This window comes from Kitasatospora sp. NPDC029367 (assembly GCF_055569135.1).
On record NZ_JBVHYH010000029.1, the window covers coordinates 42,062 to 63,634 of the forward strand.

The 21,573-nt window shown below is 71.0% G+C and carries 21 protein-coding genes and 1 riboswitch; of the genes, 10 read left to right on the forward strand and 11 right to left on the reverse strand.

Features of this window, described 5'->3' with window-relative positions; genetic code table 11:
• A complete protein-coding gene (locus tag ACZ4W5_RS18145) occupies window positions 1-1,041 on the reverse strand; it encodes a zinc-dependent alcohol dehydrogenase family protein (protein WP_465655448.1) in 1,041 nt (346 codons plus the stop codon).
• Window positions 1,042-1,278: 237 nt separating this feature from the next.
• Window positions 1,279-1,482 carry a hypothetical protein gene (locus tag ACZ4W5_RS18150; protein WP_465655450.1) on the reverse strand — a complete coding sequence of 68 codons (204 nt, stop codon included), beginning with the start codon at window positions 1,480-1,482 and terminating at the stop codon, window positions 1,279-1,281.
• Window positions 1,483-1,646: 164 nt separating this feature from the next.
• Here ACZ4W5_RS18150 and ACZ4W5_RS18155 point away from each other — a divergent pair, with 164 nt between their 5' ends.
• Both ACZ4W5_RS18155 and ACZ4W5_RS18160 read left to right on the forward strand, forming a co-directional pair.
• The gene (locus tag ACZ4W5_RS18155) at window positions 1,647-2,426 is read left to right on the forward strand and encodes a class I SAM-dependent methyltransferase (protein WP_465655452.1); all 780 of its coding nucleotides are present in this window, start codon (window positions 1,647-1,649) and stop codon (window positions 2,424-2,426) included.
• A 348-nt stretch (window positions 2,427-2,774) separates the two neighbouring features.
• A complete protein-coding gene (locus tag ACZ4W5_RS18160) occupies window positions 2,775-4,205 on the forward strand; it encodes a serine/threonine-protein kinase (protein WP_465655454.1) in 1,431 nt (476 codons plus the stop codon).
• Window positions 4,206-4,284: 79 nt separating this feature from the next.
• Here the strand turns inward: ACZ4W5_RS18160 and ACZ4W5_RS18165 are convergent, their stop codons facing one another.
• The 3 genes from ACZ4W5_RS18165 to ACZ4W5_RS18175 form a co-directional block, all read right to left on the reverse strand.
• Window positions 4,285-5,304, reverse strand: coding sequence for a hypothetical protein (locus ACZ4W5_RS18165; protein ID WP_465655456.1), 1,020 nt, complete (start codon window positions 5,302-5,304; stop codon window positions 4,285-4,287).
• 316 nt (window positions 5,305-5,620) lie between these two features.
• Window positions 5,621-6,025 carry a MarR family winged helix-turn-helix transcriptional regulator gene (locus ACZ4W5_RS18170; protein WP_360232677.1) on the reverse strand — a complete coding sequence of 135 codons (405 nt, stop codon included), beginning with the start codon at window positions 6,023-6,025 and terminating at the stop codon, window positions 5,621-5,623.
• A gap of 57 nt (window positions 6,026-6,082) precedes the next feature.
• Complete coding sequence (locus tag ACZ4W5_RS18175) at window positions 6,083-6,925, reverse strand: SDR family oxidoreductase (protein ID WP_465655458.1); 843 nt, start codon at window positions 6,923-6,925, stop codon at window positions 6,083-6,085.
• Between the two features lie 110 nt (window positions 6,926-7,035).
• Between ACZ4W5_RS18175 and ACZ4W5_RS18180 the strand changes: the two genes are divergently transcribed.
• Window positions 7,036-7,533: a MarR family winged helix-turn-helix transcriptional regulator gene (locus tag ACZ4W5_RS18180; RefSeq protein ID WP_465655460.1), complete on the forward strand. Its 498-nt coding sequence runs from the start codon at window positions 7,036-7,038 to the stop codon at window positions 7,531-7,533.
• Between the two features lie 104 nt (window positions 7,534-7,637).
• Here the strand turns inward: ACZ4W5_RS18180 and ACZ4W5_RS18185 are convergent, their stop codons facing one another.
• A complete protein-coding gene (locus ACZ4W5_RS18185; protein ID WP_465655462.1) occupies window positions 7,638-9,212 on the reverse strand; it encodes a serine/threonine-protein kinase in 1,575 nt (524 codons plus the stop codon).
• Between the two features lie 111 nt (window positions 9,213-9,323).
• On the opposite strand from ACZ4W5_RS18185, the gene ACZ4W5_RS18190 reads away from it, so the two are divergent.
• Entirely contained in the window at window positions 9,324-9,482 is a 159-nt protein-coding gene (locus ACZ4W5_RS18190; protein ID WP_360232689.1) for a hypothetical protein, read from the forward strand.
• A 25-nt stretch (window positions 9,483-9,507) separates the two neighbouring features.
• On the opposite strand, the gene ACZ4W5_RS18195 is transcribed toward ACZ4W5_RS18190, so the two are convergent.
• Entirely contained in the window at window positions 9,508-10,242 is a 735-nt protein-coding gene (locus ACZ4W5_RS18195; RefSeq protein WP_465655464.1) for a gamma-glutamyl-gamma-aminobutyrate hydrolase family protein, read from the reverse strand.
• 262 nt (window positions 10,243-10,504) lie between these two features.
• Between ACZ4W5_RS18195 and ACZ4W5_RS18200 the strand changes: the two genes are divergently transcribed.
• Window positions 10,505-11,413 (forward strand): LysR family transcriptional regulator, encoded by a 909-nt coding sequence (locus tag ACZ4W5_RS18200; RefSeq protein ID WP_360232695.1) that lies wholly within the window; start codon window positions 10,505-10,507, stop codon window positions 11,411-11,413.
• Window positions 11,414-11,559: 146 nt separating this feature from the next.
• Here ACZ4W5_RS18200 and ACZ4W5_RS18205 read toward each other — a convergent pair whose 3' ends face one another.
• Entirely contained in the window at window positions 11,560-12,819 is a 1,260-nt protein-coding gene (locus ACZ4W5_RS18205; protein ID WP_465655467.1) for a hypothetical protein, read from the reverse strand.
• Window positions 12,820-13,291: 472 nt separating this feature from the next.
• Window positions 13,292-14,140, reverse strand: coding sequence for a helix-turn-helix domain-containing protein (locus ACZ4W5_RS18210; protein ID WP_465655469.1), 849 nt, complete (start codon window positions 14,138-14,140; stop codon window positions 13,292-13,294).
• A 335-nt stretch (window positions 14,141-14,475) separates the two neighbouring features.
• Here ACZ4W5_RS18210 and ACZ4W5_RS18215 point away from each other — a divergent pair, with 335 nt between their 5' ends.
• The gene (locus ACZ4W5_RS18215; protein WP_465655471.1) at window positions 14,476-15,933 is read left to right on the forward strand and encodes an aldehyde dehydrogenase family protein; all 1,458 of its coding nucleotides are present in this window, start codon (window positions 14,476-14,478) and stop codon (window positions 15,931-15,933) included.
• 39 nt (window positions 15,934-15,972) lie between these two features.
• Window positions 15,973-16,329 (forward strand): nuclear transport factor 2 family protein, encoded by a 357-nt coding sequence (locus ACZ4W5_RS18220; RefSeq protein ID WP_465655473.1) that lies wholly within the window; start codon window positions 15,973-15,975, stop codon window positions 16,327-16,329.
• Window positions 16,330-16,394: 65 nt separating this feature from the next.
• On the opposite strand, the gene ACZ4W5_RS18225 is transcribed toward ACZ4W5_RS18220, so the two are convergent.
• Window positions 16,395-16,625 carry a hypothetical protein gene (locus ACZ4W5_RS18225; RefSeq protein WP_465655474.1) on the reverse strand — a complete coding sequence of 77 codons (231 nt, stop codon included), beginning with the start codon at window positions 16,623-16,625 and terminating at the stop codon, window positions 16,395-16,397.
• 144 nt (window positions 16,626-16,769) lie between these two features.
• Window positions 16,770-17,687, reverse strand: a complete 918-nt coding sequence (locus ACZ4W5_RS18230; RefSeq protein ID WP_465655476.1) for a glutaminase — start codon at window positions 17,685-17,687, stop codon at window positions 16,770-16,772.
• A 368-nt stretch (window positions 17,688-18,055) separates the two neighbouring features.
• Here ACZ4W5_RS18230 and ACZ4W5_RS18235 point away from each other — a divergent pair, with 368 nt between their 5' ends.
• From ACZ4W5_RS18235 to ACZ4W5_RS18245, 3 genes are all read left to right on the forward strand, one after another.
• Entirely contained in the window at window positions 18,056-19,231 is a 1,176-nt protein-coding gene (locus ACZ4W5_RS18235) for a hypothetical protein (protein ID WP_465655478.1), read from the forward strand.
• Window positions 19,232-19,236: 5 nt separating this feature from the next.
• Window positions 19,237-19,974 carry a type 1 glutamine amidotransferase gene (locus ACZ4W5_RS18240; protein WP_465655480.1) on the forward strand — a complete coding sequence of 246 codons (738 nt, stop codon included), beginning with the start codon at window positions 19,237-19,239 and terminating at the stop codon, window positions 19,972-19,974.
• Between the two features lie 126 nt (window positions 19,975-20,100).
• A complete protein-coding gene (locus ACZ4W5_RS18245) occupies window positions 20,101-21,294 on the forward strand; it encodes a serine hydrolase domain-containing protein (RefSeq protein ID WP_465655482.1) in 1,194 nt (397 codons plus the stop codon).
• A 94-nt stretch (window positions 21,295-21,388) separates the two neighbouring features.
• A riboswitch (cobalamin riboswitch) is annotated at window positions 21,389-21,568 on the forward strand.
• Window positions 21,569-21,573 lie beyond the last annotated feature (5 nt).

The following is a 21,573-nucleotide window of genomic DNA, read 5'->3' on the forward strand; positions in this document are numbered from 1 at the left end:
CTACTCCGGGAGGAGTACGGCGACGCCGGTCACCCGGTCTGCGGCGAGGTCCGCAAGTGCCTCGTCCGCCCGTCGCAGGGAGTAGCGGGTCACGTGGACGGCCGGGCGGGTTCGGGCGGCTTCCGCCAGGTAGGCCTGGCCGTCGGCCCGGGTGTTGGCGGTGACGCTGCGCAGCGTGCGTTCCTGGAAGAGGTGGCATTGGTAGTCGAGCGTCGGGATGTCGGTGAGGTGGATGCCGGCGATGGCGAGGGTGCCGCCGCGGTCCAGGGCCGTCAGGGCGGTGGGTACCAGCTCGCCGACGGGGGCGAAGAGGATGGCGGCGTCCAGTGGTTCGGGCGACGGGTCGTAGGAGTCGCCGGCGAAGGCGGCGCCGAGGTCCAGGGCCAGTCGTCGCGCCGCGGGGGCCCGAGTGAACACCGCCACGCGGGCGCCTCGGGCGAGGGCGAGTTGCGCGGTCAGGTGGGCGGATGCGCCGAAGCCGTAGATGCCCAGCAAGCCGCCCGTCGGCAGTTCGGCCCGTTCGAGGGCCCGGTAGCCGATGATTCCGGCGCACAGCAGCGGGGCGAGTTCCTCGGCGGGTGGGCCCTGGGGCAGGGGGTAGGCGAAGCGGGCGTCCGCGGTCAGGTGACCGGCGTAGCCGCCGTGCCGGTCCCAGCCGGTGTAACGCGAATCGGGGCAGAGGTTCTCGCGACCACTGCGGCAGTAGGTGCAGGTGCCGCAGGTCCCCGCGAGCCAGGCCACCCCGGCCCGGTCGCCGACGGTGAACCCCTCGACCGCCGAGCCGGTCGCGACGACCTGCCCGACGACCTCGTGCCCGGGCGTGCACCGGGCCCTCCTGGGGGCGAGGTCGCCCTCCGCGAGGTGCAGGTCGGTGCGGCACACCCCGCAGGCCTCCACCTCCACCAGGATCTCCTGCGGCCCAGGTGCGTCCAGTGGCCGTCGCTCCCGCACCAGTGGCCCGGGGCGCATCCCGCCCACCGGGGCGGGACGGGCGACCACCCAAGCCTCGGTGTCCGCCGGTACTGCTCCTGCCGCTCTCATGGCTGTCTCCGATTCGCTCCTCGGCGTGGGTTCGGGGCCGCCTATGTCGAGTCTGCAGGGCGGGTGCTCGTCCGTCATCAGGTGGCGTGGGGCGTGGCCCGGAAGACCCAGCGGTTGAGGCGATGACCAGGTCGGCGGCTGCCGCCGGGCGCTGCCCGGAGCGGGCCCAGCCACACCCCGTAGGAAGACTCCGTGACCTACACGCAAGGAGGACGCCATGTCTTCGGGTTCTCGGAGTCAGGGGCGGAGGTGCTCGGCGGTCTGGGCAAGGGTCCGGGCGAGCCAGGTGCCCAAGCAGTAGTGCTGTCCGGCGCCGAAGGAGAGGGTGGGGCGGGGAAGCGGGGCGAACAGGTCCTCGAAGAGGTTGCCCGGAAAGGCGTCCGGGTCGCGGTTGGCCGCGAGGCGGTCGACGGTGACGAGTTCGCCGGCGCGGACGGTCACGCCGCCGATACGGGTCTCCTCGGCGGCGGCGAGGGCGTGGCCAGGGCGTTCCTCGCGGTCGCCGATGGTGGCCTGACGACTTCGGGGAACTTACTCGGGGACGTCTGGTACTGGACCAACGGGTGATCAGTGGAGGGCGTTGACAGCGTGGCTAGATTTGGATCATGAGCGAACGCAGGGTGGACGGCAGCGCAGGGGACGCGGACTACGGAACGATAGGCGGCGGATACGCCAACTACCGGCAGCCGGACGCAAGGATCGAGCAGGCGATCACCGCCGCCCTGGGTGGGGCGCGCACGGTGGTCAATGTCGGGGCCGGGGCGGGGTCGTACGAGTCGGCGACGCTGGAGGTGACGGCGGTTGAGCCGTCGGCGTCGATGCGTGCCCAGCGCCCCGCACACCTGTCGGCCGCCGTCGATGCCGTGGCCGAGAACCTGCCGTTCGGCGACGACGTGTTCGACGCGGCGATGACCACCTTCAGCGTGCACCAGTGGAGCGACTTCAAGGCAGGGCTGCGCGAGATGCGCCGGGTGGCGCGCGGCCCCGTCGTCGTGCTGACCTGCGACCCTGATCTCGTTCGGGACTTCTGGCTGTACGAGTACGCGCCGGAGGTGTTGGACACGGAGGCGCGCCGTTATCCGGTGATCGCGGATCTGACCGAGACTCTCGGCGGACACACGACGGTGACCCGGGTGCCGATACCCGTCGACTGCACCGACGGCTTCAACGAGGCGTACTACGCGCGCCCCGAGATGCTGCTCGACCCCGGTGCTCGACAGGCGTGCTCGGCGTGGAGCTTCGTCGACGAGCAGTCGCGCGAACGATTCGCCGCGGATTTGCGGCGCGACCTGGACAGCGGAGCATGGGACGCCCGGTTCGGCGCCCTGCGGCAACAGCCTTTCTATGACGGCTCGTTGGTTGTGATCCGGTCCGTTCCGGCCTGATACCTGCGTCGCGGCTCCGCTCGCGCCGTGACCTGAAGCGCCGCATGGGTTGGGTGAGTTGTTCCGCTTACCTGGGATCGTGCGGCCCGTTCCCATCCTGTCATGTCCGGGATGGCTGCCGCAGGTAGTTGTCACCAGGGGCACGGCCGGCTCTTCGCCCTCCGGACCTGCCTGGGCCTGGCCCAGCTCCAACAGCACGATGGTCCCTGCCACGATCCCAATGCGCAGGATCGCATGGGCGACTGCATTTTGATCTTTGTCGAGTTCGGCCGAGGTCTGGTCCCGTTATGTGCACACTGCGTAGGCTCGAAGCCAACTGCTCGCCGTCACGAGGGCCCGGGGGAGACGATGGCTCAAGAGGCAAGCCCTGGCCAGCTCGTCGGTGGGAAGTACCGGCTGATCTCCAGCCTGGGGTCAGGCGGCTTCGGACGGGTTTGGAAGGCCCACGACGAGCACCTTGACGTAGATATAGCGATCAAGGAGATCTGGCTCCCGCCTGCGCAGTTCGAGGAGGAGTACAACGAGCGCCTCAAGCGTGCCGCACGTGAGGCCCGAAACGCCGCGAAGCTCCGCGATCACCCCAACATCGTGACCGTTCACGAAGTCGTCGTGGATGCCGGCCGCCCGTGGATCGTGATGCAACTGGTCAACGGCTGCTCGTTGGACGAATACGTCAGGCGGCATGGCCCGTTGCCCCGCGACCTGGCGCTCAAGGTTGCCAGGGCACTCCTGGAAGCCCTCGACGCCGCTCACCGGGCCGGCATCCTGCACCGCGACGTCAAGCCGGCCAACGTCATGATGGCTTCCGACGGAAGGATCCTTCTCACCGACTTCGGGATCGCCCGGCACGAGAACGACACGGTGCTGACTGTGTCGGGGACAGTCATCGGATCCCCGGAGTACATGGCGCCCGAGCGAATCCGGGGACGGGCCGACATGCCGGTCAGTGACCTCTTCTCCCTCGGAGTCACGCTCTTCCAAGCCATTGAAGGAATCTCCCCGTTCCGGAGGGAGACGTCAATGGCATCCATGTCCGCGGTGTTGATGGATGAGCCTCCACCGCTCGTGAAGGCCCGCGACCCACTTAAAACCGTCGTCCGTCTGCTACTTGAGAAGAAGCCCGAACAGCGGCTCGGCATTTCCACAGCTTCGGTCCTCCTCGCTGAACCGCCTCACTCCCAGAACCCCGGTGGAACGCAGGCCGAGCCCAAGATCTCACCACCGAAGAAGGATCACCAAGCTTTATTGAGGGCAGCCATAGAGCACGAGCGGCAACAAGAGGTTGAGAGAATGCTGCTCAATAGACCATCACCTGTCAGGCGGGTCCCCGCTGTCAACACGCGGAGAACACTGGAACAGGAGCAGAGCGAACCTGAAGGCCAAGCTGGTGAAAGCAAAGCAACCAGGCAATCGGGCGGTCTTCCAGCAAAGGAGGTCTGGAAGATAGTAGCTGCAGGAATAGGGTTCATAGTGCTGTTCGGGGGGTTCTCGTGGGGCCTTTCAAAAGTGACGAACAATTCGGCCTGCGGCTGGATGAAGAGCGCACTCGCCAAGTATGAGCCGAATGGCTATACTACATATCAAAATCGACAACAGATCATCAATCAGACGAGAGACGCCCTGGATCTCCCAGGGCTTGACCATGACCTCAACTCCGACCTTGAGGTATATCTAGACAGACTATTGAGGAATTGGTCTGCCCAAGACGCCGGGGACAGTCAGGCGAGTCAGGCGAGGTCGGAGGTTCTGCGCGCATGCGGAGACAAGGGGGACCAATGAGATGCTGGGGCTCCCGCGAGCTCTGCGTGAAGTGATGGGCCATGGGGTGCCCGCAGCCGCCACGACGCGCTGGACGCGGCTACTCGTCGGAGCGCAGGGCGGTGACGGTGTGGCGGAAGACCGTACGCCGACCCTCGGTCGCTTCGGCTCGGACCAGTACGCCCGTGGCCGGGTCCACGGTGAGGTGGCACGTCAGGGTGGAGTCCGGGGCCCAGGCGCTGCGGGGGAAGGTACGTAGAGGGCGGACGGTCGCGGTGACGGCTCCCGGTGACGTGGCGCTGACGCGTGCCAGGTGGGAGACGATACGGGCCGGGGTGAGCAGTTCGGCCAGTCGGGCGGCCGCCGGGCTGGTCCTGTCCGGTACGAAGTCACCGGTCACCGTCAGTGCCCGCCCGTCGCACGTGATCGTCCAGGAACGGGCCGAAGGCGCGGGTGCGAGCGAGAGGTCGTGGTGCGGGTCGGCCTCCCTGCGGACCGTCGCGGTCAGAAGGGCCGGCTCCAGCAGGGTGGTGGCCATGCGCGCCAGGGTCCTTGCCGCTTCGGTTTCGGACCGCGCGTCCCGGACGTTCAGGTCGTCAACCCGTGCGGTCGCCAGGACGCCCTGATCATCGTGGAGCGCGGCGGACCGGAGGAAGCCCGTGGCCGGGTCGAGCCGGATGGTCAGGCGCCGGGCGCCCGGCGGCAGCCATGGGTCGGCGGGGTCCGCGAACAACGGGTGCGGGGTGAGGGAGAGTTCGACCCACTCTCCCTCCCGGCGCGCCCCGGTCACCGTCCCGATGCCCCTGATCAGGCGCGCCGGGTCGAGCAGTGCAGCCCAGGGCTCGTCGCCGTCCTCCTCTCGGAGGCGCAGTGGGGAGATTCCCCTGATACGGAGGCGCTCCGTTCCTCCCCGCCGCCGGTTCGCGGGCTCGCCCGACACGGCGGCGGCGCCGAACCGGCCGCCGAGGTCCGGCTCGGCGTCCCGGGCCGCGTACTCGACGTCGATCACAGCGTCCACGTGCGCGTCCTCGGCGGCAGTCGCCGCGATCCGGGACAGTGCCCAGGCGGCCAGTCGCTCGCGGTCCGCCGGTGGGCCGGCTAGCCGAGTGGAAGCTGCCATGAGGCCCAAGTCTCCTCTGCGCCAGGACGGTTCGGAGCCCACTGCACGTATACTCCCGAGGTTCGGTGCCGGCGAGAAATGGTTGATGCCTAGTGAGGAAGCGCGGGGCGTCAAAACGAAGCGCTTCCCGGCGGCGGCCACTGTGGTTGCCGCATCACACCGCGCTCAAGGCCCGTTCGGGCGCATCAACCCCTTTCCGCCAACGGCACACGCTCCCCCACAGCCGGTGAGTCGGTCTCGACCGGCAGGCAAATCACCTCTGTGCCAACGGACGGAAGCGACAAGCTCGCTCCTGACCTCGAAGCCTCGACCGTGATCAGCGGGTTTCGAGGTTGTGGGTCATGCGTTCGAGGACGCTGACGGCGGTGCGGTACTCCTCCGCGGTGATGCCGGTCATGGACAGTTCGCGGAAGGCGCTGATCCGGTCCTCGACGGCGACGAGGCGCCGGCGGCCGTCCGTGGTGAGCACCAGCCGGCCAGGTGCGGGGCGGGTGGCCCAGTCGTCGGCGAGAACGGTGTCGACGGCGGCGGTCAGGGTGGAGAGGTCGGCGTTGGGTGCGAGGGCCGTGTGGACGTCGGTGTCGGCGGCGTCAGGGGTGTCGCGGATGACGCTGAGGACCTGCCAGGAGGTTCGGGTGAGGCCGAACTCGTCGAGCATGCCGTTCATGTAGCGAGTGAGGGCCTTGTCGGTGCGGTTGAGCCAGTAGCCGATGGGCTTCATGGTGATGGTCCTTCCGTGAAGTCGGGTGGGCCGAGCACGGCGCGGGAGCGGCCGCAGTCAGCGCGAGGTGAACGCGGCGGCGTTCTCGGTCGCCCACTGCCGGAAGGTGCGCGCGGGCGTGCCGAGCAGGGTTTGGCAGGTGTCGGCGATGGGGGCGGGGCCCGCGCAGGCGGCAGCCCACAGGGCGAGCAGGGAGCCGACCATCGGGGCCGGCATGAAACGGCCCATCTGCTCCTCGGCCTGCTCGTGAGTGATCGTCTCGACGGGGATGTCGCGGTCGAGGACGTCGGCCAGGACGGCGATCTGCTCGCGGAAGGTGAGGGACTGGCCGCCGGTGAGGGTGAGCGCGCGCCCGCGGAGGGCGGTGTCGGTCAGGGCCTCGACGGCGATGTCGGCGATGTCCTCGGGGTGGATGGGCGCGATGTGTGCGTCGGGGTAGGCGAGCTGGACCGGCAGGCCGTGCCCGATGAAGTAGGACCAGCCGAGGGCGTTGCTGGCGAAGGCGTCCGGGCGCAGGAAGGTGCAGGGCAGGTTGGCGGTGCTGAGGGCGCGCTCGACGAGGAGGCTGTGCGAGGCAAGTGGGTCGGTCTCGGCGTCGGGGGCCAGGACCGAGGAGGAGGACAGCAGGACGACGTGCTCGACGCCGGCGGCCTGTGCGGTCTCGACGAAGGCGTCGATGCCCTCGGGCTGGGGATAGAGGAAGACCTGGCGCACGCCGTCGAGCGCGTCCGGGAAGGTCTTGGGCCGGCTGAGGTCGACTTCGACGACGTCGACGCCGCTCGGGACGGCCAGCTCGGCGGGCTTGGCGCTGGCGGCGCGGACGGGCAGGCCGGCGGCGTGCAGGCGGTTGATGACGGCCTGACCGACCTTGCCGCGGGCGCCGGTGATGAGGATGGCCATGGAAACTCCCGGAGGGGTCGAAGCGTGCTCGTAGACATATGCATGATTGCATGCACATATTTTCGCGTCAACACATGCCTTCGACTGCTCACGGACATTACGATGGGTGCATGACGACGAACGAGCCGCAGACGGCCGAGGAGCTGCTGAACGCCGTGGGGCCCGCGTTCTCCAAGCTGCGCCGCACCTCGCTGCTGGAGGTCGAGAACCCCATGTCGGCCAAGGACCTGAGCCGCACCCTGGTCCTGAACATCGTCCTGGAGCACACCCGGGACTCCGACAAGGAGATCACCGTCGGAGCGGTGGCCGAACTCCTCGGCGTCGACCCCTCGGTCGCCAGCCGGATGGTCACCGACAACATCAAGGCCGGCTACCTGATCCGTGCCGCCTCCCAGCAGGACGGCCGCCGCACCGTCCTCCTGCTCAGCCCGGAAGGCGCCGACCTCATGGCGCGCTTCCGGCGCCACCAGCGCGCGGCGTTCGAGTACATCACCGCCGACTGGGCCGAGCGCGACCGCCTGGAGTTCGCCCGCCTGATGCTCAAGTACGTCGGCTCCCTCGCTCAGTTGAACGATCGCCGCCTGGCCGAGGGCGCCGAAGGATCCTGACCGCAGGCCCGTCTCCCCTTGAGTCCTGGCCGGCAGATCAGGATGTCCACCCCACCAAGCCGCCTCAGCCCGGCCCGAGCCCCACACCCTGACAACGACTCACGTCAGCCGAACGCCAATGAGTTGTTGACGTTCTCGTAGACCGTGTAGTCGGCCTTCTGGCCCTCGCTCTGCTCCTTCTGGTAGCCGCGGATGGTGACAGCGAGGTGGAGGACGTGGCCGTCGTGGACCATGTACTGCTCGACGGCCTTGTCGTTGGGGTTCTGGGCGATGCAGGGGTAGAGCTCGTCGGCCCTGGTCGAGTAGTCGTATTCGATGACCGAGGCGTTGACACCGCCGCCGTGGAGCATCGACTGGGGGGCGTGGACGGGCGTGATGAAGAATGGGTCCGGGACGTCGTTGCAGTTCTGCGGCTTGCCCTGGCTGGTCTTCAGGGTGTCGAGCCGCTTCTGGGCATAGGCCCGGGCGTCCTGGGTGCTCCTGCCCTCGTCGCGCAGGTCGATCTGGATGCGCCCGTCCGGACTGGCCCAGGCGGCGTCGTCACTGCCGATCGAGGCCGTGTAGTCCTGCGGCACCGCGACGGCGAAGCCCAGCGACGGCGCCTGCTGCGCCTTGTAGCCGACGGGGGTGTTCGCGGGACTCGGCGCGCCGGCGGGCCACAGCGCCCAGGTGGTGGCTACGGCGATGACGGCCAGGGCCAGGCCGAGGGCGACTGCCTTGCGCCGCTTCGTGCCGGTGACGGCCGTGGTGGCGGCGCGCAGCCGCAGGGTCAGCGCGGTGGGGAGCAGGGCCGTCGGTGCCGCCGTGTCGAGCACGGTCGGTGCGGGTGGTGCGGGCTGGGTGGCTGCCGCGGCGAGCAGTTGTCGAGCCTGGGCGGCCGTGGGCCGGCGGGCGGGGTCACGCTCCAGCAGCGACATGATCGGCGCGGTCAGCGCGCCGGTGCGGCGCGGTTCGGGCACGGGGTCGGTGAGGATCGCGGCAAGGGTGCTCTGGGGGTGCTGCCTACGGTAGGGATGGACACCTTCCACCGCCTCGTACAGGAGCACGCCGAGGGCCCACAGGTCGGCGGCCGGGCCGGGACGCTGGCCGGCGGCGCGTTCGGGCGAGAGGTAGGGAACGGAGCCGACCACCACACCCGTCCGGGTCAGGTCGGTGCCGCCGTCGATCTGCGCGATCCCGAAGTCGGTCAGGATCGTCTCACCGGTCCGACTGCGCATGATGTTGGCCGGTTTGACGTCCCGGTGCACCACGCCGGCGGCGTGGACCGCGTCCAGGGCGGCGGCGATCTCGCGGCCGACCGTGGCGGCTTCGAGGACGCCGAGCGTGCCGGCGGCCAGGACCGCCTCCAGGCTCTCGCCCTCGATCAACTCCATCACCAGCCAGGGACGGCCGCTGACGGTCTCGATGTCGTGGACCCGGACGATGTTCTGATGCCGCAGGGCGGCGGCGGCCTGCGCCTCGCGCTCCATCCGCCGGAACCGCTCGTCGCGTTCCCGGTCGTCGATGTCCTGGGGGAGCACGGGTTCCTTGAGCGCCACCTGGCGGCGCAGCCGTTCGTCGGTGGCCCGCCACACCGTTCCCATCCCGCCGCGGCCGAGGCGTTCGTGCAGCCGGTAGCGGCCGTTGATGAGCGTGCCTGTCGTGGCGGCGCCGGCCGCCGGTCCCCCTGAATCGGTCATGGCGCATATCTTGGCGCAGCCTGCCTCGACGACCAATCCCCGGCGGACGACTGGTGCGACGGACCGGGGCACCCGTCGTCCTGCAGCGCTGCCGACCGGGACGACGGGGAGATGTACCTGCGATTCCGGGAGATCGCCGAGACGCTGCGCGGACGCGGCCGTTCGGTCCCGGTCGGCTCCCACCTCGCCCATGACACCGAACGGCTCGACGCCGTCCACCAGTTGGCCGGGATCCCCCGCGGTGGTGTCAAGGCCCCGGCGTCGGCATGACAACTCCGCTCCGCCGAAGCGCCGTTCACGGCTCCTGACCGGCGGCAGACACCGCCGCGCCGCCGGGCCTGGCCGCGGCCACCAGCGCGTGCACCACGGCCGGCTCGAAGGCCACCTCCGGGTGCCACTGAACGCCCACGGCGAAGCGGTGCCGGGTGCTCTCGATCGCCTCGATGGTCCCGTCCGCCGCACGGGCGGAGACCATCAGCCCGGCGCCGAGGGAGTCCACCGCCTGGTGGTGGTGGGTGGCGACCCGGCTGGTGCCCGGCAGGAGTGCGCCGAGCCGGGTCCCGGGCACCGTGGTGACGGGATGGGGGGCGAAGTGCCCCCCGTACGGGTTGTGGCCGTGGTGCCCCACCTTCTCGGGCAGGTGCTGGACCAGGGTGCCGCCCGCGTGCACGTTCATCAGCTGCATCCCCCGGCAGACCCCGAGCACCGGCATGTCACGGGCGAGTCCGGCGGCCAGCACGGCCCGTTCCCACCGGTCGCGTTCGGGGACCGGCGGCCCGGTGCAGGTGTGCGGCTTCGCTCCGTACAGCGCGGGATCCAGGTCCTCGCCACTGGTCAGGATGATCGCGTCCAGGTTCTCGACCACGTCGGCCGCGGCCTCCGGCGCGTCCGGCGGCAACAGGACGGCGCGGCCGCCCGCCGCCCGGAGGCAGCTGGTGTACGCCGCGGGCAGCAACACGGCGGGCAGCTCCCACTCGCCCCACCGTGCGTCGGCGAGGTAGGTGGTGAGTCCGATGAGTGGCTTGCGCATACCACTTCCTTCCAGGGCTGGGGCCGGTCGTCGACGGCCGTCTCCTCCGCGGCCCACCGGCGGCACAGGTGTGCGGCGGGTGGGCCGCGAAGGAGGGGGTGCACGGCGCGGCGGCGCTCGGAGGCGCCCGCGGTGGCGAGCGATCGGCCACGTCGCGGGGGCGGAGGCTTGCGCATCCGGGCCGCAAGCAAGAATCCTGCTGCCGTTCATCCTTAAGCACAACAAAAGATGTCTTCGCGACAGATAAGTGAGCCTTAACTCCATGCAGAGACTGGACCCCCGCCTGCTCGCCACCCTCGAAGCCGTGGTCCGCCACGGTTCCTTCACCGCCGCCGCCCGTGAGCTGGGGTACAGCGCGCCCGCCGTCTCGCAGCAGATCGCCGAACTGGAACGCCGGGCGGGTCTCAGGGTGCTCGAACGCCGGCCCGTGCGGCCGACCCCGGCGGGCCAGGTCCTGCTCGACGCCGAGCAGGGAGTCCGGAGCGCCCTGGCGGCGGCGGCCGTGGAACTCGACGCCATGCGCGCCGGCACGGCCGGACGGATCCGGCTCGGCGCCTTCGCCTCCGCCGCAGCCGGCATCGTCCCGAAGGCGCTGGCGCAGCTGCACGCGGTCTACCCCGACGTGCAGGTCAGCCTCTCCCAGGTGGAGCCCGAAGCGGGCTACGGCCGCCTGAAGCGGGGAGACATGGACCTGGCCCTCAGCTACGACTACGACTTCATACCCCTGCCGCCGCCCCGGACGCTGCGCCGGACGCTGGTCGCACGGGATCCGGTCGTGGCGGTGGTCCCGGCCGGCCACCACCTCGCCGACCGGGACGTCATCGACCTGGCCGGCCTCGCCGCCGAGACCTGGATCGCGGCCCCGGAGGCGGCGCTGCGCCTGGAACTGCTCGCCCAGATCGCCAAGACGTCGGGCTTCCAGGCTCGACTGGCCTACGAGGGCGACGACTTCAACACCGTGCTGGGCTTCGTGGCCGCGGGCCTGTGCGTCGCCGTGATGCCACAACTCGCGCTCCCCCGGGGTGCCACCCAGGTCGTGGCCCGCCCGCTGGCGGACCCGGAGCTGATGCGGTTCATCTACGCCGTCCGCATCGACACCCGGCACGCCCCGCGCGCCCTGCTGGCGCTGGAGCAGATGCTCGCGGAGCAGGCGCTGGCCGCCCTCTCGTGAGGCGCACCCGACGGACCGGACGCGCCCCTCCCCCGTTCCCGCCCCTCCCCCGTCGCCACCCCACGGCCGCGTGCCGCCTGCCGCCTGCCGCCTGCCGCCTGCCGCCTGCCGCCTGCCGCGAGCCTCCGGCTGCTGCTGCGGCCCCGCTACTCCGGCTGGCCGGCCGGGTTCGCGGTGAGCCGCTCCCGCCACTGGGCGACGGCCGTCGGGGAGGTCGCGGCCAGCCGGGCGATCTCCTCGTCGTCCCGCCCGTCGGTCCAGTTGAGGACCCGGGTCAGGACGGTGTTGCGGGCACGGCGGAGCTCCTTGACCATCTCCTCCAGCCGCGCCAACTCCTCGCCGGTGGCGGCGAGCGTCTCGTCGACGGCCGCACGCTCCTCGGCCCGCTGTTTCCACAGGTGGTCGTTCAGCCCGGTGAGGACCACGCCGTCGTTCTCCGCCGCGCTGCGGAAGGTGTCGGCGAGGTGGCCCAGCACGCAGTCCGGGGCGTCGGCGAGGCTCGCTCCCATGACCCTGGCCGCCTCCCAACTGGCCCGGCCGGCCTCGCTGGTGCTGAACCACGTCCCGGCTTCGACCGGCGTACGGTCCCCGCAAGCGGCCGCGCGGTAGGCGAACAGGGCCGCGCGGTGGCCGTAGAACGTGTAGCCCTCCTCGATCCGGACGTTCGCCGGAGCGCACATCCGCCCCGGTACGCCGCCGTAGCCGGAGGCGGGTTCGTAGGCGGCGTAGGCGTCCAGCTCCGCGTCGGTGGCCGTGGACCAGGACGGATCGCACAACTCCGGGTTCCGGGCGAGGAAGTCCGCCACCTCGACCCGCGTCGCGCGGACCCGGCTCGTACGGGGTTCGGGCCAGGTCACCGCTCCCGTCGCGTCGGACGTGTAGCGGCAGGCCTGTTCGAGATCGGCCCAGGCCGTGGCGGCCTCGGCGGACCATTCGAGGTCGGAGGCCGGCCCCACCCGGTGCAGGGAGTCGACCACCCGCTGGACCGTGGGCAGTAGGCGCCCGGCCAGGGCGTAGAGCTCCTCGGCGGTGAAGAAGCGCCAGGTCGACGTGCCCTGCCCGTCGGTGGCGCTGTGGGTGAGCGGGTGGACGAGGACGGCGGGCGAGGGCAGGGCCCCGTCTCCGGCCTCGCACCGGCGACGTCCCGGGAGCTCGGCGGCGGAACCGTCCTCCTGCGTCCGCCAGTCGGAGTCCCCGAACCACACGGCGCCGGTGGAGAGGTCGACGGCCAGCCACTGCTGGTAGCCGTTCCCCGGGCCGAACCGCTCCTGCCGGTGCTCGGCCTGGCGGTCGTGCCACACGTATTCCGCCGGCGGCGGGTTGAGTTGGACGGCTACGAACCCTTCCTCGGGGGTGTACCCCACGACGACGTGCGCGGTCGGTTTGCGGTGTTCGGTCCCGGACATGCGGCTCCCCTCCGTGGCGGACCGTGGCTGACTCACCACTGTGCGCACCGAGCCTGCCGTGCGAAAGCTTTCCGATCAAATCCGATCACTTGCGGACTTGTCCCCCAATGAGGCTCCGTACACGATCCGGTGGCGGCGGCTGACGCACCGTCGGCCCGGCCTCCCGGCACGCTCCGCCGTCGCCGAACCGCCCTCTCCGCCCCCCGACTTGCCGATGAGGCTACGGCGCCCATACGATCCGGGACGACTGCGTGTCGGGGTGCGGTCGCCCGTGAACCAGGCCGCCGCACAGGGCTGGAATTGCAGCCAGGCGCCGGCCGAACTCACCGTCTGGTCACGGGAGTGCACGCCCGCCAGTACGGGGAGTACAGCTACGACAAGCCCCGCGAGGCGTACGCCCTCAAGCGGTCCATCCAGCGTGGCCAGCGGCAGTTGCTTCACCGGCGAAACCCACCGGTTGCGTTCTCGACGGTCAGCCGCCGGCGGGTCGTGCGTCGTCCCGGCGTCCGGCCGCGTGGAGGGACCCGAGGAGTGCGAGGGAGTCGGCGTCGGTGCTGCCCGGCTCGGCGGTGCCGACCAGCAGGTACTGGCCGTCGGCGGCCTGCACGTCGAACGCCTGGTAGGTGAGGGTGATGCGGCCGACGTCGGGGTGGTTGAAGACCTTGGTCTTGCGGCCCAGTCCGCTGACGCTGTGGTCTCGCCACAGGGCGGCGAACTCCGGGCTGTCGGCGATCAGTTCGCGCACTGTCGCGGCGAGTTCGGGGTCGTGGCGGTCGTGTCCGGCGGCCAGGCGCAGTGCTTCGACGGTGTCGCGGGCGACGCTGTGCCAGTCGGCGAAGAGTTCGCGGGCGGCGGGGTCGTGGAAGAGGGAGCGCACCATGCGGTGGGGGTCGGCCAGGGGTGAGAGCAGGGCGTCGGCAAGGGAGTTGGAGGCGAGGACGTCCAGGCGGCGGTTGATGACGTAGGCCACGGCGGTGGGGAAGGCGTCCATGAGCTGGAGGAGGGCCGGGTGCACCCGGTCGTGGGGGTGGGCGGGTGCCGACTTGGGCAGCAGCCCGGCCAGGCGGTAGGCGTGCCAGCGGGCGTCGGTGCCCAGGCGCAGGGCGCCGGCGATGGCGTCGATCACCTGGCCGGAGGGGTTGGTCTCGCGGCCCTGTTCCAGGCGGGCGTAGTAGTCGGCGCTGACGCCGGCCAGGACGGCGACCTCCTCGCGTCGCAGGCCCGCGACCCGGCGGGAGCCGGAGGTGGGCAGGCCCACGTCGGCGGGCGTCACCTGGGAGCGGCGTGCCCGCAGGAACGCGCCCAGCTCGTGGCCACTCATGCTTCGCATCGTACGCCGCTGCCCGGGCTGTCCGCGGTGGTGCGCGAGGGGCCCGACGGCCGGTGCGCCAGTGGCCTCGGGCGGGTGCGCCCATGGCCTCGGGCGGGTGCCCGTCGCCGAGGCCACCGGTTCGCCGGGGGCGGCTCGCACGGTCGTGGTGTGGTTCGGACGGCTGTTCCTGGGTGTGGCACTCCTAGGCAGGCCCGGCCTTCCTGGCGGGCGGCCCGGTGCCGATAGTCGGTGGTGTGCCGGTCCGCGGCCATGGGGACACCGGGCCGGACGTCCGCCCCGAATGCGGGCACACACCCACCGATCGTCGTGCCAGGAGAACCACCATGGACACCAGTTCCTTCACCGACTTCACCATGACCGTCGCCGGCCGGGCGGTGGCGGGTGCGGCGTCCTACGAGGTCCTCGACCCGGCCGACGAGACGGTCGTGGCCAGGGCGCCGGTCTGCTCGCCCGAGCAGCTCGACCAGGCGGTGGCGGCGGCCCGGGCGGCCCTGCCCGGCTGGTCGGCGACACCGTGGGAGGACCGGCGCAAGCTCGTCCTGGCGGTCGCCGACGCCGTCGAGGCGCAGCTCGAACCGCTCAAGCGGCTCCTCACCCGGGAGCAGGGCAAGTCCTTGGACGACGCCGCTGCGGAGATCCTCGGGTTCGGGTACTGGCTGCGCGGGACGGCGGCGCTGTCGCTGCCGGAGACGGTGAACGAGGACAGCGCGGAGCGGCTCTCGGTGACCCGCCGGGTGCCGCTGGGGGTGGTCGGCGCGATCGTGCCGTGGAACTACCCGCTGGGCAACGCGGGGTTCAAGCTCGCCCCGGCGCTGCTGGCGGGCAACACCGTGGTGTGGAAGCCTTCCCCGTTCACCCCGCTGGTCACGTTGAAGGTCGGCGAGCTGCTGCGCGAGGTGCTGCCGCCCGGTGTGCTGAACGTCGTCTCGGGCGGCGCCGAGCTGGGGCCGTGGATGACCGCGCACCCCGGCATCGACATGATCAGCTACACCGGCTCCACCCGGACCGGCCGCCAGGTGATGGCCGGCGCGGCGCCCACGCTGACCCGGGTGACCCTGGAACTGGGCGGCAACGATGCGGCCGTCGTCCTGCCGGACGTCGATGTGCCCGCCGTGGCGGAGAAGCTGTTCTGGGGCGCCTTCGCCAACAGCGGCCAGGTGTGCCTGGCGATCAAGCGGCTGTACGTCCACCGCGACATCCACCAGCCGCTCCTGCGGGCGCTGGCCGCCTACGCCGCCACGGTACGGGTCGGCCGCGGCACCGAGCCGGGCGTGCGGCTCGGCCCGGTGCAGAACCGCCCGCAGTACGAGCGGGTCCTCGACCTCCTCCGGGACTCCCACGCCCAGGGCCACCGCTTCGCCACCGGCGGCCGGGCCGGGGAGGGGCCGGGCTACTTCGTGGCGCCGACGCTCGTGGACGATCCCCCGGAGTCCTCGCGGATCGTCCAGGAGGAGCAGTTCGGGCCGGTCCTGCCGGTGCTCCGCTTCGACGACGTCGAGGACGCCGTCGCCCGGGCGAACGCGAGCGAGTACGGGCTCGGCGCCTCCGTCTGGTCGTCCGACCCGGAGGCGGCCCTGGCCGTCGGGCGGCGCCTACGGGCCGGCACGGTGTGGATCAACGAGGTCCAGCACCTCACCCCGCTCGTCACCTTCGCGGGCCACAAGCAGTCCGGGCTCGGCTCGGAGAGCGGCGCCGAGGGGCTGCTCGAATACACCGCGCCCCAGACCGTCACCCTCCGCCGCGCCACCGCCCCCTCCCCCGCAGCCTCAGCCTCGGCCTGAGACCCGGGCGTGAACCGACGACATCGAAGGAGGCCGGCGATGCCGACCGAACAGCAGGTCAACGACTGGGTCAAGGCGTACGTGCGGGCCTGGCGCAGCAATGCGCCCGAGGACATCGCGGCCCTGTTCTGCGCCGACGCGGAGTACCACGAGTGGCCGTACGAGACCGACTGGATCGGCCGCGCGGAGATCGTGCAGGGCTGGCAGTCCCGGGAGGTGTGGCAGCGGGGCGGCTGGGACTTCGAGTGGTCGATTCTCCTGATCAACGGGGACACGGCCGCGATCAGGGGCACCGGCGTCTACAAGGAGCTCGGCACCTTCGCCAACCTCTGGACGGTGACCTTCGACGACCAGGGCAGCTGCGCGATGTTCCGGATGTGGAACAACCAGGTCTGACGCGGCGCGGACAGCGAGCGGCACGGAGAGCGAGCGGCACGGCCGGTGGCAGCAGGTGAGCGGACTCAGGGCTCGATGACGAGGCGTTCGATGAGGTCGTCGCGGAGGGTGAACCGGTAGCGCAGATCGACGGTGCCGCCGGGGAAGTCGCCTTCGAGATGGTGGGTGGCGATGTAGTGGGTCGCGTCGGTCTGCTCGGCGCCCGTGAGCTGGATGGTGTAGCTGAACTGGGTGGCGGATCGACCGAGCCACCCCTCGATCTCCTCGGTGCCCTGGTAGGTGTTGCCGTCGTCCACGTATGTCTTCGCCGCAGGTCCCGCGGCGAGCGACGCGATGCGCAGCCGCTACGCAACACGGCAGGCCCTCCCCGCGGAAGAGGCGTGAGGCTGCTCGGACCGGAGACCGCCCGGTGGCCCCCCGGCCGGTCCGGGCACCGCCGGTCAGAAGATGGACCAGCCGGTGTGGGTGGTGAGGGCGTCGAGCGCGGTGATGCCCGCGATCGAGTTGCCGTGGGTGTCGAGGGCCGGCCCCCAGGTGCAGAGCGTTCCGCGCCCCGGGATGACGGCCAGTATGCCGCCGCCGATCCCGCTCTTGGCGGGCAGGCCGACGCGGTGCGCGAACTCGCCCGCGGCGTCGTAGGTGCCGCCGATCAGCATGACGGCGTTGATGCGCTTGGCCTCGCTGCGGGTGAGCAGCCGGGTGCCGTCGGCCCGGAGGCCGTGCCGGGCCAGGAACCCTGCGGCGAGGGCGAGGTCGCGGCAGCTCATGGTGAGGGCGCACTGCCAGAAGTAGTGGTCGAGGACGTCCGGGACGGGGTTGTCGAGGCGGCCGTGGTCGGCCAGCAGGTGGGCGAGCGCGGCGTTGCGGTGTCCGTGCTGGCTCTCGCTCCAGGCGACCTGGGCGTCGAAGTCGATGCGGGGATTGCCGCTCTCGGTGCGGAGGAACTCGCGCAGGGTGCCCCGGGAGTCCCCGGTGAGGGTGAGCAGCCGGTCGGTGGTCACCAGCGCGCCGGCGTTGACGAACGGGTTGCGCGGGATCGCGTTCTCCCGCTCAAGCTGGGCAAGGGAGTTGAAGGGTGACCCGGAGGGTTCCTTCCCCACCCGGGTCCAGAGCGAGTCGCCGTCGCCGGCCAGGACCAGGGCGAGGGTGAACACCTTGGAGATGGACTGGATGGAGAACGGGACCTGCCAGTCCCCGGTACCGCGCGGCGGTTTGCGGGTGTGGGTGTCCGCGATCGCGAGGCCGAACCGGTGGGGGTCGACGGCGGCGAGGGCCGGGATGTACTGGGCGACGGTTCCCTCGGCCAGGACGGGGCGAACCGCTTCGTTGATGCGTGCGAACAGGTCCTCGTAGTCCATGCCGGCCCCCCTCCGCGGGCGGGACGCCGTTGTCCGGCCCGGCATCAGCATGCGCCGGGGCGCTCGCGGGGGGAAGGGCGCCCGGAGCGGCGCGGAGGGGTTCCGACCCGCGAACCGGAATCCCGGCGCCTTCTTGCGTCGAGCCGGATGCGCTGTCAGAACTCCCCGCGCAGACTGATGTGCGTGTTCGCCGTCGGGGGCAGCCTGCCAGGGTGAATCGGAAGCGGAGCTCCGAACAGGACGGCGCGCCGGACGCCTGTCACGGGGAGCTCGGAAGTCGGCAAAGGCCGGAGATGCCGGATTCGTTGGGGGGCGGTCGCATGGACGGCGCTGGACCTGTCCCGGACAAGGCCGGACTACCGGGCGGAGTGCTGATACCGCATCCGCGTGAGCCTGCTGCGCCGCCGCCTGCGGAGCCGGGCGTCGACTTCTGCGGCGACGCCCTGCTCCTGCTGACCGGGCCCTTCTTCCCCGGGCCGGTCTCGCTCGCGGACTCTCCGGGCTTCGCCGTTCCGGCGGACGGCCGACTCGATCCGCAGGGGCGCCTCACGCTGGTGCACCGGTCCCTGGACCAGTTCCTGCGCGGCTCGCTCACCTTCGGCAATCCGCCGGTCGACCTGCTCACCCACTTCGCCGGGTCGGAGGAGTTCGACGCGCGGCTGACGGCGATCGTGCGGGAGACGACGGCGCTACCGGTGGAGCTGCACGTCACCGGCATCCTGTTCCCGGACGGCTACGGGTCGGTGGCCGTGCACATGCGCGTCGTCGAGGGGTGGACCGGGAGGCAGCGGGAGCAGCTCATCGACGGCTTCGGGCCGAAGGGCCGCGACGACCTGACCACGCGCATCAGGGACGAGCTGCTGCCGGCCCTCACCGCGATGTCCGACCGGTGCCGACAGGGGCCGCCGTGTCCCACGGTCCTGCCGTACTTCAACCTCACCTACGCGGGCTGGACCACCCACCCGGCACCCGGCCGGGCGACCCTCTCCGATGCGCTGCGGCACCTGATCTACCCCCGCTCCGCCGCACCGATCCCCTCCGAGTCGACGTGGCCGCAGGAGTTCTTCTACCCCGGATACGCCTTCTTCCTGCTGGCCTCCCGGGACGGCCCCGGCGAGACGCTCGACCAACTCGAACACCTTCTCGGTCAGTTGAACGTGCACTACGCCCGACTCGAACGCTCCGCCAGTGCCGCGGAACGGATCGTCCGCGAAATGGCACTGAACGAGGACCCCGAACTGCTCATCTCGCTGGAACGACGGCTGCGCGCCGACTACCAGGCGCTGGTGCGGCCCACGTTCAGCTACGACTTCCACGTGCTCAAGCTGCGCGACAGTGTCCTGGAGGCGTGGGAGACCGAGAAGGTGCGCGAGCGCACCGACACCCTGCTCGACATGGCGCGGCGCGCGGTGGAACGCAAACTGGAGCACGACCAGCTGCGCCGGGTGACGAAGGTCAACCTCGCAGTGACGATCGTGGCTATCCTGAGCTTCGTCCAGTGCGTCGACTCGGCCCTCAACCTGTGGTCGAGGTTCTTCGAGTAAGAGGGGTGGGGATCGTGCCGGTGGACGTGCAGATCTGCGTCGCGGACGGGCTGATCTACGACAGTCTCGACTACGCCGACCGGATCGAGCAGCGGCTGACCCGAGCCGGCCTGAGCTGCGGCCGCCTGGACCTGGTGACCGAGGCGGCCGAGCTGACCGCGCGACGGCAACAGCCGGCCTTGGCGTACGTGTTCACCGGAGGCCAGACGTCTGTGCACTCCGACGCCGCGTGGATGCGCGCGACCATCAAGCTGATGGGGGAACTCGTCGCCGACGCGAACGGGCGTGACGGCGACACCGGCCCCGCGGTGGTCGGCGTGTGCCTGGGCTCGCAGCTGATCGCCGAGGCGTTGCGTCCGGGCTCGATCATCGACACCTCGGGCATCGAGGTCGGCCTGACCGAGGTGAACCGGGTCGGCGACCGCCGGGGCGTCGGCGTCGTGCCGTCGTTCCACTACCAGGCGATCAGTCCGCAGATCGAGGAAGTGGACGGCGTGCGGATCGAGTACCGCAACGAGCACACCTCCGTCCAGGCGCTGAGCTACGGCGAGCGGGTCTTCGGATGCCAGTTCCACCCCGAGCTGACCCCGGACGACGTGCGCCGGCTGATCGACTTCAACGAGGACGTCATCAGCCGCTGGCACGGCGACCCGGCCGCGGCGCATCGCTCGGTCGAGCGGTACCAGGACGACCTGCCCGAGGACCTCTTCGAGCGCCTGGTGATCGACCGCATCACGCGCTGACGCCGTCGGGGTCCGCTGCACCGCGATCCCGATGCGCGGCGATCCCGGAGGCATTCGGATGAATGTCCGTAGGGGGGCCGGTGCGGTGCCGCGGGCAGAAGCCTGGAACGACCTATCCAGGGGCGTATGCCTATCCGAACGGGCCGATCTGCCCTGCTGCGCACCGTGACGACCATCTCTGCCTGCCTGGCAGCCTCCCTGCCCGGGATCGCCGCGCCCGCGGCGGCCGTACCGGTCCCCAGGGAACCGGCCGCCGCGTCGCAGTCCTGGGAAGCGACCGCGGCCAAGCTGGACCGGGTGATCCGGCAGACGGCCGCCGACGCCGGTGTCCCCGGCGTGATCGTGGGCGTCTGGAAGCCCGGACAGCCGCGCTACGTACGGGCTTTCGGCGTCGCGGACACGAGCGACTGCGCCCCGATGCGAACCGACCTGAACATGCGGATCGGCAGCGAGACCAAGACCTTCACCGTCACCGCGCTGCTCCAGCTCGTCGACCGCGGCGAGGTCGGCCTGGACGACCCGATCTCCGCATACGTCGACGGGGTGCCCGACGGAGAGCACATCACGCTGCGTCAGCTCGCGGACATGCGCAGCGGCCTGTTCGCCTACAGCAAGGACCCGGGCTTCCAGCACCTGCTGACGACCGAGCCGCATCGCCAGTGGTCGCCGAACGAGCTGCTCGACATCGCTTTCGAGCATCCCAACCAGTTCCCGCCCGGCACGCAGTTCGACTACTCCAACACCAACACCGTGCTGCTCGGCCTGGTCGTCGAGAAGGTCACCCACCGCCCCTTGCGGGACGCGATCCGGGACCTGATCACGCGGCCGAGCGGCCTGGACCGCACCTTCCTGCCGGTGGCGGCGGAGTTCCCGCTGCCGCACGCCCACGGCTACACCGACATGACGCCGGACGGCACGGTGGCGGATGCCACGGACTTCAACCCGAGCTGGGGCTGGGCAGCCGGCGCGATGATCTCGGACCTCGACGACATGCGCTCCTGGGCGGAGAACGTCGCGACCGGCGGCCTGCTGTCCCCGAAGACCCAGGCGGAGCGCCTCGACGCGCACCCCACCGGCGCGCCGGGTGACGCCTACGGACTGGGCATCGACATCAACCACGGGTGGATCGGCCACGCGGGCTCCCTGCCCGGCTACCAGAGTCTGACGGTCTACCTGCCCGCCCAGAAGGCGACGATGGTGATCCTGCTCAACACGGACATCCCCTCGAACGGCGAGAACCCCAGCACCCTGCTCGGCCGGGCCATCACCCGGGTGGTCAGCCCCGACAACGTCTACGGCGACGCCTCCGACCAGGCCTGACGCACGACCCGGGGGGGGGACGCGGGGGAGGTCACGACAGCAGGGCGCGCCGCGGGCCTCGGACCCCGGACCTCTGGACTTACTAGGACGTCCGACTATATGGTCGATGCCAGGTCCGCGGTGTCAGGGAAGCCGGTGTGAGTCCGGCACGGTCCCGCCACTGTGACCGGGGAGTTCGTCCTCGTGGATGACGGCCACTGGCAGCCAGCCGGGAAGGCCTGGGGGCGGGCGTGGATCCGGGAGTCAGGATACCGGCCGCGGGTGGTCCGTGTTTTCCAC